At 57.7% G+C, this 17,195-nt stretch carries 5 protein-coding genes; 3 read left to right on the top strand and 2 right to left on the bottom strand.

Translation table 11 applies throughout. The annotated features are described in order from the left end of the window. Nucleotides 1-71 precede the first annotated feature (71 nt). Nucleotides 72-845: a hypothetical protein gene (locus tag HQL52_17085; GenBank protein ID MBF0371166.1), complete on the bottom strand. Its 774-nt coding sequence runs from the start codon at nucleotides 843-845 to the stop codon at nucleotides 72-74. Next, nucleotides 842-2,032 carry a permease gene (locus HQL52_17090; GenBank protein ID MBF0371167.1) on the bottom strand — a complete coding sequence of 397 codons (1,191 nt, stop codon included), beginning with the start codon at nucleotides 2,030-2,032 and terminating at the stop codon, nucleotides 842-844. The genes HQL52_17085 and HQL52_17090 overlap by 4 nt, the downstream gene beginning before the upstream one ends. Before the next feature lie 202 nt (nucleotides 2,033-2,234). Between HQL52_17090 and HQL52_17095 the strand changes: the two genes are divergently transcribed. The 3 genes from HQL52_17095 to HQL52_17105 all read left to right on the top strand — a co-directional run bounded on the left by HQL52_17095 (nucleotide 2,235) and on the right by HQL52_17105 (nucleotide 17,092). Next, complete coding sequence (locus tag HQL52_17095; protein MBF0371168.1) at nucleotides 2,235-2,957, top strand: leucyl/phenylalanyl-tRNA--protein transferase; 723 nt, start codon at nucleotides 2,235-2,237, stop codon at nucleotides 2,955-2,957. Between the two features lie 394 nt (nucleotides 2,958-3,351). Then, nucleotides 3,352-6,126: a pilus (MSHA type) biogenesis protein MshL gene (gene mshL, locus HQL52_17100; protein MBF0371169.1), complete on the top strand. Its 2,775-nt coding sequence runs from the start codon at nucleotides 3,352-3,354 to the stop codon at nucleotides 6,124-6,126. 142 nt (nucleotides 6,127-6,268) lie between these two features. After that, entirely contained in the window at nucleotides 6,269-17,092 is a 10,824-nt protein-coding gene (locus HQL52_17105) for a tandem-95 repeat protein (GenBank protein MBF0371170.1), read from the top strand. The last annotated feature ends 103 nt before the right edge of the window (nucleotides 17,093-17,195 follow it).

The raw sequence follows: 17,195 nt of genomic DNA on the forward strand, positions 1-17,195 counted from the left end.
GTACCGTAACATGTCGTTTTCTTTAGGATTTGATTTTTCGATAGGCTCAAATGTGCCCACCCGCCAGAAACTCAGGTCATGGATTCCACCCGAATGGCGAGGAGCTTTGGGGATTCCCTAAAGAGGGTGGTCCGCCCCTGAATATGCACCCAGGCATGGGGCTCCAGAGTGTGAGGCTCCACCTCCAAAAGAACAGCAGGAACCGGACTGGCATCCGCCGCACAGCAAGCCATGGCATAGCGGTAGAGGATGATTTCCGGAACCTTTCCTGCCATGATTCCTTGATATTGTGCCCTTTCCGACTCAGGCAACGGCAACAGCCTACCCACCAGCTCCACCGGGGCATCGTCGTCATAATGTTCCCCGACATAGAGATCAATCAGGGTCACGGGGAGATATTCACCAGGCGGCACTGAGGCCAGATCAGGTAACGCCACCTGCTCCTGGGGCATGAGAATGCGGATGGAAGATGTCGCCCCCGCCCCACCGGTCAGGGTCAGGGAAACATTGCCCAACAGCAGCAGTAACATCAAAGGGACGAAATGACCGGCGCTTTCCAGGAGCTGACGCCACCAGTCGCTCCCCACCTCCTCCGAATGACAGCCACACCCGGGCTCAGGGAAGAGAAGTCCCGCCAAAAAGGCCACCCCCAACAATCCCCCACCCCCCCAGAGAATCCACCGTTGGGTATCCGCCAGATACAGCAAATCCGCTTTTCGGTAGATTGTGAGACCAAAAAAAAGCAGCCAGGCAAAAAGTTGAATGCCCGACCAGGGGGGGTGCCGAAGCCAGGCAAGGAGAAGCCGACCGGGTCTGACGGGAAGATTGAAACGCCCACTCTTCACAGCAGATCTTTCGGAAAGGTGTCAAAAAGTTCAAAGGCCGATTCCGGAAGGAACTGAAGTATGGTGATATAGACGCTCACCAGCAAGATGACGAGAACACTGAATTGGACGATAAAACGCGTTTTAAAAAGGGTCCGGTACATCAGCAGCAGTTTGATGTCCAGCATCGGTCCCAACACCAAAAAAGCGGTGTGGGCAAACATGTCGAATTCGACAAAACTGGCAGCGACAAAAGCGTCCGCTTCAGAACAGAGAGACATGACGAAGGCGGCGACCATCATTGAAGCGGGCCCCAGCACCGGGTCATCTCCAGCCTGAACCAGATATTCCCACGCCACCAGGGTTTTGAGCGCGCTGGCGAGAAAAACGCCCATGAGGAAAAAGAGGCTCATGTCGAGAAAATCTCCTCGCACCTGAGCCAAAATCCGGCCCAATCCCCGCCCCGGGTTACGGTCGTCCCGGTGATGGCTTCCCCCATCTCCGGTGTTGTGGGCATGACCCACCGCCGCCCCTTGGTGACCTGCTGCGTGATGGGGCGTGTTCGGACCCCTACCCCCTCCTGAATCAACAGGCAACGCCCCTGGAACCAGGACTTCTTTGGGTTTCAGACCCCAAATAATCAAACCCGCCACCACCGCCACCAACACCCCGCCCGCCCCCCGCATAAGGGGATAGAGGGGTTCCCGAAAAAAGGCGAGCCAGGTGCTGGTCAGCACCACCGGGTTAAAAACAGGCGCTGCCAGGAGGTAGGCGATGGTATGGGGCAGCGGCAACCCCTTGGCCAAAAGCCGCCGCCCCACCACCACCACGCCACACTCGCAGATGGGAAAGATCGGTGCCATCAAAACCACCACCGGAATCCCCAACCAGCCCAACCGCTTGGCGATGCGGGGAAGCAACCCGGGGGGGATGAAAAATTCGATCAATGCCGAAATAAATGCCCCCAGCACCATATAAGGGGCTGCCTCCAGGGTGATGGCGATAAAAAAGGTGGCAAAGTTGGTCCGTGAACCGGTGGCGGAGAGGGGGGTGGGGTTGAACAGCTGCTCGGTGACCGATGGTAGAAAAAACCCCAAAGCAGGCAGGACAAAAAAAATGGCGACAAAAATCAGCAGTAGCGCGGCAATAATCGCTTTTTCAGGGTTTGCCGCCTTGGTGGCTATGGGACTATGATAATGCCCGCTCATGGATGATCAGGATAACCCTTTCCTCTGGAGAGCAACCAAAAGCTTGAGAGCAATGAAAACCGTACCCGGGCCACCCTCCCGCTAACCAGCCAGTACGGAACCCATGAGGGCTTGGGCAAAAAAAATTAAATCCTATCTATGTTTTCACCGCTTTGTAAAGGCCTCCACCAACCCATGATCCGGTGTAACCCAAAAATCCAGCATGCCCGTTTTTCGCCTCTCTCCTGACCCCATCTTTCCACCACCGGTGCTGGCGGAAGAGAATGGTCTGCTGGCTGTTGGTGGGGATCTCTCCCCTGAGCGGCTGATAGCGGGTTACCAGGAGGGGATTTTTCCCTGGTATTCCGATGGAGATCCCATTCTCTGGTGGAGCCCGGATCCCCGCTTGGTGCTGCTGCCAAACCGGCTGCACATCTCCCGCTCCCTGAAAAAAACCCTGCGTCAAAAAAAATTCAAGATCACCTTCAACCAAGCCTTTCCCCAGGTGATGCGCGCCTGCGCCAAAGTGCGGGAAACATCCGGCACCTGGATCACCGAAGAAATGATGGCAGCCTACACCCGCCTCCACAAGTTGGGTCATGCCCATTCAGTGGAAGCGTGGCGGGCTGTTGAGGAAGAGCCAGAAGAGGGTGGTTCAGAAAAAAACAATTCAGCCGAAAAAAGGCTGGAGCTGGTGGGGGGAGTCTATGGGGTGGCGCTGGGGGGGACCTTTTTTGGGGAGTCGATGTTTTATCTCCAACGGGACGCCTCCAAAGTGGCCTTTGTCAGCCTGGTTCAGCGCCTCCAGGAGATGGGCTACGCCCTCATCGACTGCCAGATGACCACCCCCCACCTCCTCAGTTTGGGCGCGGAAGAGATCCCCCGGAGCCATTTTCTCCAGATTCTCTACCAAACCCTGGGACAGCCCACCACCCCCTGGGGCTGAAAAAACCGTTTTCCAGCTTGTTCAAAAAATCCAGCGCCACCCGCTCACCTCCCCCGTCACCCACCTCTTCCCTATCTGCTCCCTCTTTTTTGGCCAACATTTTGCTCTCAACCATCTGAACGCCCCAAATCCCGAAAAAAATGCCGCCACCCCCGGTAAACTCTGCCCTGATGGTGACGGGAAGTGGGGCAAAAACGACCTGTTTCAGGAATATAATTCAGACAACACGCCATTTCAGTGTTTGGCCCAATGTTTGCTCTTCAATGGGGAGCGACACGTTTATTCAGAAAAATGGCAGGATTGAAACAGGCAGGACCAGTAGGGTGATCAAGATATCAAAGGCTTCGACCTCCGAAGGTCGGCAACCAACGATAAAACAAGCGAGTATACGAACATGAGGCTGAATACACCCAAGCACTCCCAAGGGACAACGCCCACCCATCACGCAAGGGGGCGGTCACGCTTTTCCGGTTTTACCGCTCTGGTCCTGATTGTGGGATCTCTCCTCGTTGGCTGCCAACCCACGCCGATCAAATCCTCCAAGGATCATATTCTGCGTCCCACCTATCCCCCGGTGCGGGAGCCGATCATCTCCTCCAGTGCGGGTGGCGGCATTCTGCCCATTCCGGAGCTGGCCAGCCGAGCCGGTGAAGAGGGGGAGGTCTACACCATCACCGTCACCGACATGCCGGTCAGGGATCTGCTCTTTGCCCTCGCCCGGGACGCCAACATGAACATCGACGTCTATCCCGGCATCTCCGGACGGGTCACCCTGAGCGCCATCGACCAGTCCCTGGCACAGATTCTCGACCGGGTGGCCAAGCAGGTGGACCTGCGTTATGAAATCGAGGGAGAAACCATCATCGTCTCCCCGGACCGCCCCTACCTGAAGATCTATCAGGTGGACTATGTCAATATTTCCCGGGAGGTCACCAGCGCCAACAAAGTCTCCACCCAGCTCTCCACCGGCTCCATCGGCACCCTGACCGGGGATAGCATCTCCTCTGATCAAAACAATCTCTCCAACACCGTTCTCACCACCAGCTCCACCAATAAATTTTGGAACAGCTTGATCCAAAACGTCCAATCCATCATCGCCACGGTGCCCGCCGAACCGGTGCGCATGGATGAAAACATGCCCGGAGTCAACATGCCCAATGCCGGGATGAATGGGGGGCTGGAAGCGGGTGTGTTCGTTCAGCAGGTGGAGCCTTCCATTGTCACGGCCAACCCGGAAGCGGGCATGATCTCAATCTTTGCTACCGCCCGGCAGCACGAGCGGATCAAATCCCTGTTGGACAACGCCCTGGAAAATGTCCATCGCCAGGTTTTGATTGAATCCACCGTCGTGGAGGTGGAACTCTCTGATCGCTTCCAGGAAGGGGTCGACTGGGCGCAGGTTTACAGTGATGCCGCAGGCCTGGCTGCCTCTGGAATTTTTTCGGGTGGCTTTGTGGACAACATGGCCAACACCGCCGCGGGTGCTCTCAGCAGCTTTGCCAACAACACCTATACCACCGACGGCACGTCCCAGGCTCTCTCTGAGGTATTTACCCTGACCGCCTCTACCGGTGGCAACAACGGCGCCATCACCGCCACCATCAAGGCCCTGGAAACCTTCGGCAACACCAAGGTGCTCTCAAGCCCCAAAATCATGGCCCTGAACAACCAGGCAGCTCTCTTGAAGGTGGTTGAAAATACGGTCTTCTTCACCCTGGAAGCCAGCTCCCAGGCCACCGACACCTCCGAGGCCCAGGATCAGCCCAACATCGCCACCTTCAACACCCGAATCCACACCGTGCCCGTAGGCTTGGTGATGTCGGTCACGCCCCATATCGGCTCCAACGATATCGTCAGCTTGAACGTCCGACCCACCATCTCCCGGATCAGCGCCTGGAAAACCGATCCCAACCCCGCACTCGTAGCGGGCAACGCCCAAACCTCCATCACCGAATCCATCGTCAACCAGATCCCCGAGATCCAGGTCAAGGAGATGGAAACCATGATGCGGATCCACAGCGGTCAGGTGGCGGTGCTGGGTGGGTTGATGCAGGACAAGGTGGAAAAAAACAAGACCGGCATTCCCGGACTCAGCAACATGCCGGTGCTGGATAAACTCTTCGGCTATCGGGACGATACCGTCACCAAAACTGAACTGGTGGTTTTTCTCCGCCCGGTGGTGATGACCCATGGCCGCCCCCGGGAGATGGCCCAGGATAATCGCTCCTCCTGGGGAAGGCCGGAACGCCGCCAAGCCCAGACCCAGGACCACCTCACCTCCATGACCGAAGATTTGCCGTCGATGGATGAGGCTGCCCGGGAAGTGCCCTTGATGGATGATGTCAGCCAATCTGACGGGGTGGTGGAGCCCACCACGCCAACCGCTGCCGCCACCGAACCCCGGGAGCCGGAATCCCTGGAATCGATGGGACATGCCATGCAGACACCAGCCGCTCCCATGGCAGGGGTCACCCCCGGGAGTTCCTATCTGGACTTTACCCACAATCCAGCAGCCCGGGCAGCGCCCCAGGGGGTGCAAGTGGTGCAGATGGCCGCCCCCACTCAGGCTCCCCAGGCAGCCCAGATGGGTCGTACCCCGATGGGTCATGTCATCCGAGCGGTGCCTCAACAGATGGCCATGCCCCAACAGATGGCCATGCCAGCCCCAGGTTATGGCCAAATGGCTGCCCAACCTGCCGCCATGTATCCCATGGCCCAGGGACAGATGGCCAGCCCCATGCCTGGTGGCGCCATGATGGCCCCACAGATGGCGATGCAGATGCAACCCATGGCCCCTGCTGCGGTCTCCATGAATCCAGTGCCCGTTGCCGCCATGCCCCAAAACAGCCTGATGGCCCAGGCGGCCATCCCCCAAAACAGCATGATGGTCCAAAACCCCATGACCCTGCCCGCGTCAGCGAGCCCCCCGCCCCCGCCCGGACGCTTTTTTGTGGATCTGGGGAGCTATCGGGAGTCTGACAACGCGGATGATATCTTCCGCCGGGTGACCGATGCCGGGGTGCCTGCCTACCGGGAACCGAAATTTCTCGGCGGCTTGGAATATATGATGGTCCGCTCCGGCCCCTATGGCAGCCAGGACGAAGCCCAGATGGCCCTCTCCCGCATCAACAGCCAGACCGGCCTCCACGCCACCATCGAATCCTACTGATCGGGCTTGGCAAAAAAGGACTTTCAGGAAAAAGAGGACAAATTTCCACTCAATCGGGTATCATGATGGGCTGAGGGATGAGAGAGAGTACGACAACCATCACATGACACCTTATTAACGGTTTCCCGGGGGAGCCCCACTCATGCGCAAACTCTTCCAGAACAAATGGATGATTCCCATCCTGTTGCTGGTAGGAATCCTTGCCGCAGGTGGGGCTCTGCTCCTTTGGGATCCCCCCACCAACGAAACCCAGGCGGTCAAAAAAGAGGGTTTCACCCCCTGGTCCAAAACCCGCAAAACACGCCCCCCCCGGGAAACCCGCCATCTGGTCGGTCGGGTCAATCAGTTCCGGGGACTCGCCGTGGCCGAGTTCAAAAGCGTCAAACGGCTTCTGAGTCTGGGCTCCCCCATCTTCCAGGATGACAAAATCACCACCGGCTTGAGAGCCCGCCTCATCATCCAGATGCGGGACAATGCCATCATCGCCCTGGGGGAAAAAAGCGACTATTTCATCCGCGACTACGCCTACTCCTCCAAAAATCGCACCGGTCGGGGCTTGACGGAACTCACCCGGGGGGTGTTGCGGTTTATCTCCGGCAAGTTGGCCAAACTCAAAGGCCACCCCTTCCAGGTGGTCACCCCCATCGCCACTCTGGGGGTGCGGGGCACCGAAGGCTACACCTTCCTGGCCGGGGGTGAGGGCCATCGTACCCGGGTGAGCGAAGTGATCACCCTGGAAGCGGAACTGCTCTTCAAACTGCGAAAATCAGCCGTATCACAGGATGATTCCTCTGATGATTCAGGCACTTCCGGTGGCGGAGGCGCTTCCGGTGGCGACGGAGCTTCCGGCGGTGGGGGCAGCTCCGACACCCGGGAGACCGTCTCCATCAGCGAATATTTCCGCCTGATTGCCAACGAAAATCAGGGCATCCTCTCCGAAAAACTCGCCACCCTGGAACAGCTGATCACCGCCTATGAAAACACCCTGGTGATCAATCTAAGTGACGAGGACAAGAGCAAAATTGCCGCAAAACTGGCGGAATTGTTGGAAGAAAGAGATCTCATCGAAAAAACCGATGAGACCAGCGAACAGATTGAAAACTATTCCGAAATCCTCCAAAAGGTGATCGATGAGGCCGAAAAAATCCTGGAAGAGGAAGCCCTGGACGACATCGAAGAGCAGCTCAAGCTGGCCTTACAGGTTTTGACCCTCCAGGAAGAGATCGAAACCCTGGAGGCGATTGAAGAGCCCACCGAAGAAGAATCCACCCGACTGCTGGAACTCACCAACACCGTCAAGGAGATGGAACTCACCCTTGAGACCGACATCAGCCAGCTGATCAGCGAAAATCTCACCGAAGATCAAATCGATGAAGCCATCGAGCGGGTTATGGGCACCCTGGACGATCTCACCAACGAAATCTCCGTGCTCATGGATGAAGGCAACACGGTGGATGAGGCGATCGATATCCTGAGCGACCGGATTCAGGTGGAGATCGAAACCGAAGCCACCACCCAGCTGGATGTGGATGACCTGGAAGAGGCCATCGTGGCTGACCTGGAGGCCCGTGAAGATGTCGACGACCTGTGGGAACAGTTTGATATCGATGCCACCCCCGATCCGGAAACAGACGCGGATCAGGCGGACGATGAAGATCTGGAAGAGATCGACGAAACCCAAGAGCGGGATCGCCGGGATGACGATGATGACCAGGGAGAGGCCGACGAGGAGCTGATCGAAGAGGAGCTGGAGCCGGTGGATGAGGAGTTGGATGATATATACATCGACTCCCTGCTCAACCCCCTCCCGGATGAAGAAGATATCGAAGAGCTGGTGGATGATTATCTCGACGATCTGATCATCAGCAATACTGGCGGGGGATTTACCACTACCAACAATGCCCCGGAAATCACCAATCAATCCTTTGAGATCGACGAAAACAGCGCCACCGGCACGACCCTTTCGCCCCAGGTGGTGGCCGAAGATCCGGACGATGACACCCTCACTTTTTCCCTCACAGCCAACGATGTCTTTGCCATCGATGCCAACACCGGTGAGTTGAGCGTCATCGATGGTTCAGCACTGGACTATGAGACCAACCCCTCCTTTGCCCTCACCGTGGAGGTAGCGGATGACGGCTCCCCCAGCGAGAGCGATCAGGCCCAGCTCACCATCAATCTCAACAACGTCAACGAAGCCCCATCCATCTCCTCGGCTGGCAGTCAAACCATGTTGGAAGATGCCGAAGGGGGGCTGGTTATTTCAGGGATCGCCCTGAGTGACCCGGACGTGGGGGATGGAGAACTTTTGGTCTCCCTCTCTGTCAGCCAAGGGGAGCTGACCCTCTCTACCACCAGTGGCCTGAGTTTTTCCAGTGCCAAAACCGATAGCGCCATCAGCTTTACCGCCGCCCTTGCTGACGCCAACAGCGCCCTCGATGGTCTCATTTATCAACCTGAGGAAAACTATTTCGGCTCGGATACCCTGAATATAGACATTTCCGACCAGGGCTACAGCGGCAGCGGTGAAGCCCTCACCGCCAGCGACCAGGTGGCCATCACCATCACGGCGGTCAACGATGCCCCGACCATTTCGGGCTTGAGCAATCAGGCGACGCCCGAGAGCACCCCGTCCAGCGCCATCGCCTTCAACGTCGATGATATCGAAACCGACCCCTCTGAACTGACACTCTCAGCTTCTTCCAGCGACACCAGCCTGGTGCCGGTGGGCAATATTATTTTTGGCGGCTCCGGCACGGATCGCACGGTGACCATCACCCCGACGAGCGGTGTGGAGGGAACAGCCACCATCACCATTACCGTCAGCGACGGCGAAGAGAGCAGCAGCGGCTCCTTTGTGTTTACCATCGGTGGCGACAACAACTGGCCCACCATCTCGACGATCATCAATCAGGCGATCAGCGTCAACACCAGCACGGATGCCATTGCCTTTACTGTCAGCGATGTCGAGACCGCTGCCGATGATCTGGTCGTCACCGCCAACTCCAACAACACCACCCTGGTGCCGGATGATAATATCGTGCTGGCGGGCTCCGGAGAAGATCGCACCGTCACCCTGACCCCGGCTGCGGATCAGACCGGCAATGCTGTTATCACCATCACCGTAAGCGACGGGGTCGCCAGCAGCAGCGAAACCTTTACCCTCTCCGTCACCCAGCCGGACAACACCGCCCCCACCATCTCCACCATCGCCAATCAGCAGACCGATGAGTCTACCGCCACCGGTGCCATCGCCTTTACCATCAGCGATGCCGAAACCGATGCCGATGATCTGACCCTGGAGATCACCACCAACAATGCCGCCCTGGTGCCGAGCGATAATGTGGTCCTGGGGGGCTCCGGGGAAAACCGCACCATCACCCTCACCCCGGTTGATGGGCAGTCGGGCAACGTGACCATCATCATTATTGTCAGCGATGGGGAGTTGTCGGCGAGTGAATCCTTCGTGCTCACCGTGGGTGAGGCCAACGCCCCACCGGAAATTTCCGACATTCCCAACCAATCCATACCGGAAAACACCGCGACCAGCGCGATCTCTTTCACGGTCAGCGATCTGGAAACCGCCGCCAGTGATTTAACCGTGAGTGGCAGCTCCGACAATACCACCCTGGTGCCAGAATCCAATATTTCCTTTGGCGGCTCCGGGGAAAACCGCTCCGTGACCATCACTCCGGCCAACAACCAGACCGGTAGTGCCACCATCACCATTACCGTGAGTGATGGGGAATCGAGCGCCAGCGACAGCTTTACCCTCACCGTGGGGGGAGACAATACCGCCCCCACCATCTCCACCATCGACGACCAGACCACCCCCCAAAATACCGCCACGGATGCCATCGCCTTTACCATCGACGATGCCGAGACCGATCCGTCAGCGTTGACCTTGCAAGTGCTTTCCGGCAATACCACCCTGCTGCCCAGCGCCAATATTTCCCTGGGGGGCTCCGGGGAGAATCGCACCATCACCCTGACCCCAGCCACCGATGAAGTCGGCACCGCCACCGTCACCCTCACCGTCAGCGACGGCGAGGCTTCCGTCAGTGAATCCTTCACCCTGACAGTCTATAGCGGCGACAACGCCCCCCCGACCATCTCCGATGTGAACGATCTCACCATCGATGAAGATAGCGCCACCAGCGCCATTCCCTTCACGGTGGACGATGCCGAAACCCAATCCTCGGAGCTGATCGTTACAGCCGCTTCCAGCAACACCGCCCTGCTGCCGGACGACAACATCACCCTGGGGGGCAATGGGGCCAGCCGCACCGTCACCATGACCCCGGCTGGGGATGAAAATGGTATCACCACCGTCACCCTCACGGTGAGCGATGGGGTGTATGATATCTCCACCAGCTTTACCCTGACGGTCACCGCCATCAACGACCTCCCCACCCTCTCCGACATTCCCGATCAAACCATCGAAGAGGATACCGCTACTGACGCAATCAGCTTTACGGTGGCCGATGTGGAGAGCGATGCAGACACGTTGACGCTGAGTGCCGCTACAGATAATGCCGGACTGGTACCGGTGGAAAATATCGTCTTTGACGGCAGTGGTACGGATCGCACCGTGACGGTGACACCCCTGGCGGATGCCACGGGTACGGCCACCATCACCGTGACCATCAGTGATGGCGAGATGACAAGCACCGATACTTTTACGGTGACGGTGACCGGCATCAACGACCCACCGATCATTTCCGACATCCCCAACGTCACCACCGAAGAGGATACCCCCTCCGAGGCGATCCCCTTTACCGTGTCCGATGCTGAAACCGATGCGGATGATCTATTGATTTCAGCCAGTTCCGCCGATGCGACCCTGGTGCCCAACGCCAACATCACCCTGGCTGGCAACGGCGAAAGCCGGACGATTACCCTAACCCCCCTGGCGGATCAAACCGGCAACGTCGAAATCACCCTCACCGTCGATGATGGCTTCGAAAGCGCCAGCACCACCTTTACCCTCACGGTCACCCCGACCAACGATGCCCCCACCATCACCGAAATAGACGATCAGGTGATCTATGAGGAGAGCGCCACCGATCCCCTGGCCTTCACCATTGGTGATACCGAGAGCGAACCGGAACATCTGGTGGTGAGTGGTGCCAGCGATGACACCACCCTGATTCCCCTGGAAAATATCGTCTTCACCGGCTCCGGGGCGGATTGGGAAGTGACGGTAACGCCAGCGGCTGATCAGGAAGGTTCTGCGACCATTACGATCTATGTCACCGACGGCACCGACACCGTTGAGGAGAGCTTTCTCGTCACGGTGACCGGCATCAACGACCCACCGGTGATCTCCGATATCCTCAACCTCTCCATCGATGAAGATACGGTCAGCGACGCCATCCCCTTCAGCGTCAGTGATATCGAAACCGATGCTGCGAGCCTGACTGTCACCGCCACGTCAGATAACGCGACCCTCCTGCCGGACCTCAACATCGCCCTGGGGGGCAGCGACGAAAACCGCACCCTGACCCTCACCCCGGTGGCGGACGAAAACGGTACGGCGACCATCACCGTGACGGTGGATGACGGCACCGATCAGAGCAGCGATACGTTTCTCTTCACCGTCAACTCCATCAACGATATCCCCACCATCTCCGATATCGCCGATCAATCCACCGACGAGGAGACCCCCACCAGCGCCCTCGCCTTCACCATCAGTGATGTGGAGACCCAGTCGGGACTCTTGACGCTTTCCGCCGCTTCCGATGATCTGGTATTGGTGCCGGTGGATAATATTGTCTTCGGCGGCAACGGCTCGAACCGAACGGTCACCATCACCCCCATGCCGGATCAGACCGGCACAGTGACCATTACCGTGACGGTGAGCGACGGGGAAGACACGATATCCGATAGTTTTGTGCTGACGGTTGGGGATGTGAACGATGCCCCCACCATTTCTGATATCGGCAATGTGACCACCGAGGAGGATACTGCTACCGGGGATATTCTCTTCACCATTGATGATAACGAAACCGCCGCCAGCAGCCTCACGGTTACCGCTGTTTCCAACAACCAGACCCTGCTCCCCGATGGCAACATCACCCTGGGGGGAACCGACGGCAGCCGCACCATCAACGTGCTGCCTGATGGTGACCAGACCGGCATCGTCACCGTCACGGTTACCGTCAGCGACGGCAGCCTCACCGCCAGCGACGATTTTACCGTTACCGTCACCGCCGTGGACGATCCCCCGACCATTTCGGACATTGCCGATCAGACCGTTGATGAGGATACCGCTGCAGGGCCTTTGGCTTTTACCATTGATGATGTCGAGAGTGACGTAACCACCCTGACGCTCTACGGCAACTCCAGCGACACAAGCCTGGTGCAGCAGGCCAATATCGTCTTCACCGGCATTGGGGCCAACCGGGAAGTAACGGTCACCCCGGCCAGCGACCAATCCGGCACGGTCACCATCACCATTACCGTCAGCGACGGCAACTCCACCGCCACCGATACCTTTGAGCTGACCGTCACGGCAGTCAACGATGTGCCCATTATTTCAGAGATTCCCAATCAATCCACCGACCAGGATACCGTCACCGACGACATCGGCTTTAATGTGGATGATGTGGAGACCGATGCCGACTCTTTGGTGGTGACCGCCACTTCCGACAATCAGACGGTCGCCCCCGATGCCAATCTGGTGCTGGGGGGCTCCGGATCCAGCCGGACGATTACCATCACCCCGGCCTCCGGTGAGGTGGGCACCGCCATCATTACCGTCACCGTGGATGACGGCACCGATCAGACATCGACCACTTTTACCCTGGAGGTCGGCACCGACAACGTCCTGCCCACCATCAATGATATCGCTGACCAAACCACGGTGGAAGATACCCCTGTGACCGATATCGCCATTACCGTGGGGGATGAAGAGACCCCGGTGGACGATCTGACCCTGAGTGCGGTCTCCTCGGACACCACCATTGTGCCGACTGACAATATCGTTTTCGGAGGGTCGGGTGCGGATCGGACGATGACCATCACCCCGGCAGACGATCAGAACGGACAGATTTTGATCACGGTGACGGTGAGCGACGGCACCTCAACCGCCAGCGACAGCTTTCTCTTTACCATCACCTCGGAAAACGATCTGCCCACGATCACCGTGCCACTGGACACCACCACCACGGAAGATACCGCCACCAGCGCCCTGGCTTTCACCATCGACGATGTCGAAACCGCGACCAGTCAGTTGCTGGTGACCGCCAGTTCCGACAATCAAATCGTCGTACCTGACGCCAATCTCGTTCTCGGTGGCTCCGACGGCAACCGCACCATCACCATCACCCCGGCTTCCAACCAGTCGGGTGTTGCCAACATCACCATCACCGTGGATGACGGCACCGATACCACCAGTGGCACCTTCATGTTGACCGTAACGCCGTTCAATGATGTCCCCACCATCAGTGATGTCAGCGACATGACCATCAACGAAGATGAGGCAACCGGCACCATCGCCATCACCATCAGCGATGTGGAATCCGCCACCTCGGACCTGACTCTGACCGCCTCTTCCGACGACACCACCCTGGTCCCCGACACCAGTTTTGACCTGGGGGGCTCCGACGGCAACCGCACCCTGGTCATCACCCCCGCTTTGGATGAATCCGGCTCGGCCACCATTACGCTGACGGTGAGCGATGGTGTGGACAGTGCGACGGATACCTTTGTGCTGACGGTCAATGGCTTGAACGATGCCCCGGTCATGAGCGGGATCATCGATCGGATCACCAACGAAGATACCTCTACCGGGATCATTACCCTCACCCTGGACGATGTTGATAATGACGAGGGGGACATTACCGTCTCGGCAGTCTCCTCCAACACCGCCCTGGTAAATCCGGACGGGATCGTAATCGGCAGTGCGGTCGCCAGCAAAACCATGAGCTTCACCCTGGAGATCACCCCCATCGCCGATCAGAGTGGCTCCACCACCATCACCCTCACCGCCAGTGATGGCATTGACTCTTCGACGGATAGCTTTGTGTTGACGGTCAATCCCGTTAACGATGCCCCGACCATTTCCGACATCTCCAATAAAAACACCGTCGAAGATGTCGCCACCGGGGATATTGCCGTCACTGTAGGAGATATCGAAACCGATGCGGATGATCTGACCCTGACGGCCATTTCCGATAATGCCACCCTGGTGCCTTACACCTCCTTCACCTTTGGTGGCTCCGGGGCGGATCGCACCATCGACATTTTGCCCGCCTCCAGCCAATCGGGTACCGCCACCATCACGGTCACGGTCAGCGACGGTTCCACCTCCACCTCCACCACCTTCACCTTGACCGTCACCGGCACCAACGATCCTCCCACCATGTCGGACATCACCGATCAATCCACGGTGGAGGATGTCGCCGTTTCCGTCAACTTTACCGTGGACGACCAGGACACCGCCCTTGCCGACCTGATATTGACCGGGGTTTCCGACGATCAGACCGTACTACCCGACAGCAACATTACCTTTAGCGGCAGCGACAACAGCCGGGTGCTAACCCTCACCCCAGCGGCAGATGAGTCGGGTACGGCGAATGTCACCATCACCGTCAGCGATGGCGAAAGCTGGGTGAGCGATACTTTTACCCTGACGGTGGATCCAGTCAACGACGCCCCCACCATCTCCACCCTGCTGGATCAGACCATCGATGAGGATACCTCCACCAACGCCATCGGCTTTACGGTGGACGATGTGGATTCCGATGTCAGCACCCTGACTCTGACCGGCCTCTCCGGGGATGCCACCCTGGTGACATCTGGCGGGATTGTGTTCGGTGGGGCCGATGCCGACCGCACGGTGACCCTCACTCCGGAGGCCGATCAATACGGATCGACCACCATCACCGTCACGGTGAGCGATGGGGATGCTTCCAGCTCCGACTCATTCACCCTCACCGTCAACCCGGTCATCGATCCGCCGACCATTTCGGATATTGCTGATTTTACGACGGATGAGGATACCGCTACCGGCCCCATCAGCTTTACCACCACCAATGACCCCATCACCACGTTGACCTTTTCCGGCACCTCCAGCAATGCCGCTTTGGTACTGGATGCCAACATCACCTTTGGTGGCACCGGTGACAATCAAACCGTTGATATCACCCCCGAAGCCGATCAAGTGGGCATCACCACCATCACCGTGACGGCGGACGATGGCACCTATACCGTCAGCGACAGTTTTGTGCTGACCGTGGTCAACGTCAACGACGCCCCCACCATCACCGCCATTGCCGACCAGGTCACCGACGAAGATACCGTCATCAGCGGCATCGCCTTTACGGTGGATGATCTGGAGTCCGATGCGACCGATCTGATCACCACGGCGGTTTCCGACAACCAAACCCTGGTGCTTGATGCCAACGTAGTCATCAGCGGAGCCGATGCCAACCGCACCCTGACCATCACCCCGGAGGCGGATCTGACCGGCACCACCAACATTACCGTCACGGTGAGTGATACCGAGCTGACCGCCTCGGAAACCTTCATGCTCACTGTGTCCGACATCAACGACGCCCCCACCGCAGTGGAGCTTTCCGCCACCAGCATTGATGAAAAATGGGACGACTACAATCCCCTCACCCTGGCCGAAGATGTCGGCACCTTGACCGCCGTGGATCCTGATGTAGCGGATACCCACACCTTTGCTGTCACTGGTGGCGCTGATTCCGCCTCGTTCCAGGTAGATGCCTTTTCCAATGTGCTGCAATTTGTCGTGGGGGAGACGTTGGATTTTGAAACCCAGTTCAGCTACGAAGTGGAGGTGACGGCTACTGATTCGGGCAGTTTGACCGTCAGCGACACCTTTACCATCACCCTGAACGACGTCAACGAACCCCCCACCGACATCGATCTGGATAATTTGATCCTCTACGAAAACCGGGCCGACTCCCTGGTGGGCACCTTGACCGCTACCGATCCGGATGATTGGGAAATTTTCACATGGGCGCTGGTGGACGACATGGGGGGACGCTTCACCCTCGTCGATGACGAACTCCATGTGGTGGATACCCCGGCCCCGGTTCACGGTACTTTCGACATCACCATCGAAGTGACCGACAACGGCGGACTCACCTATGAAGAAACCTTCACCATCACCGTCTACGGTTTTGATGCCGACAATATTGGCAGCGATGTTGCCAATCTGTTGAGCATCTCCCGGCAGACCTATGCCGACATCATGCTGGCCCTGACGAATACATCTCCCCCCGGCAGCGTCACCGTTCTGGAAGAGGATATTGCAGCCCTGATCATCGGCAAGGCAGATCAACAAATTTCAGATATGGGGGGGGGTGATACCATCACCAGCATCACCGACGTGGTGGAGGAGTTTACCCTCGATATCTATCCGGATCGTATCACCGCCAACGCCAAGATCGCTGCCATCGACGATATTTATGGTGAGTTTACCAGCCAATGGACCCTGGGTGATTCCAGCACGGTCAACACCATCATCTATGTCTTCGGGGCCTTGACCGAATATGTGGATACCACCTATGCCGCCGGTCTGGAGTTTTCCATCGTTCCCACCATCGACAACACCAATCAAGCGGTCTCCTTCGACCTGGATCAATCCTATGTCACGGTGACAGTGGAAGATGCCGATCTGCTGCCCCACATGACCTTCACCCTGTCGGAAATGATCGGCTACTACAACTCCGCCCGCGCCTATTTTTATGAAGATGATCTGGCCTTTTTCGAGGGAGGGGGAGCCCAACCGCCGTTCTATTTCCTGGTTGAAGCGTTGGGGGATGAAAATGCCGTGATCCAGGATGAGATGGACAAAGCTCTGGCCCGGGGAGAAAGCCCGGTCATCGGCGACAGCCTGGAAGTGCCCACCAGCCAATGGTTCGACTACTATTTTCCGGGTTTGATTTCGTCGGTGACGATTGATGACGGCTATGTCCGGCTCTATCGGTAATGGAAAAACAAAATCAAAAGATAGACGTAACTGCTCGCCCCCCCAAAAAAAATGAGGTGGCAGCACGATATTTCTTGACACGATTTTTCCACGCCAGAATGGT

This window comes from Magnetococcales bacterium, assembly GCA_015232395.1.
GTDB lineage: Bacteria > Pseudomonadota > Magnetococcia > Magnetococcales > JADFZT01 > JADFZT01.

Coding starts and splice junctions, on each gene's coding strand:
- mshL (MBF0371169.1), top strand. CDS start 3,352: ATGAGGCTGAATACACCCAAGCACTCCCAAGGGACAACGCCCACCCAT.
- HQL52_17090 (MBF0371167.1), bottom strand. CDS start 2,032: ATGAGCGGGCATTATCATAGTCCCATAGCCACCAAGGCGGCAAACCCT.
- HQL52_17105 (MBF0371170.1), top strand. CDS start 6,269: ATGCGCAAACTCTTCCAGAACAAATGGATGATTCCCATCCTGTTGCTG.
- HQL52_17095 (MBF0371168.1), top strand. CDS start 2,235: ATGCCCGTTTTTCGCCTCTCTCCTGACCCCATCTTTCCACCACCGGTG.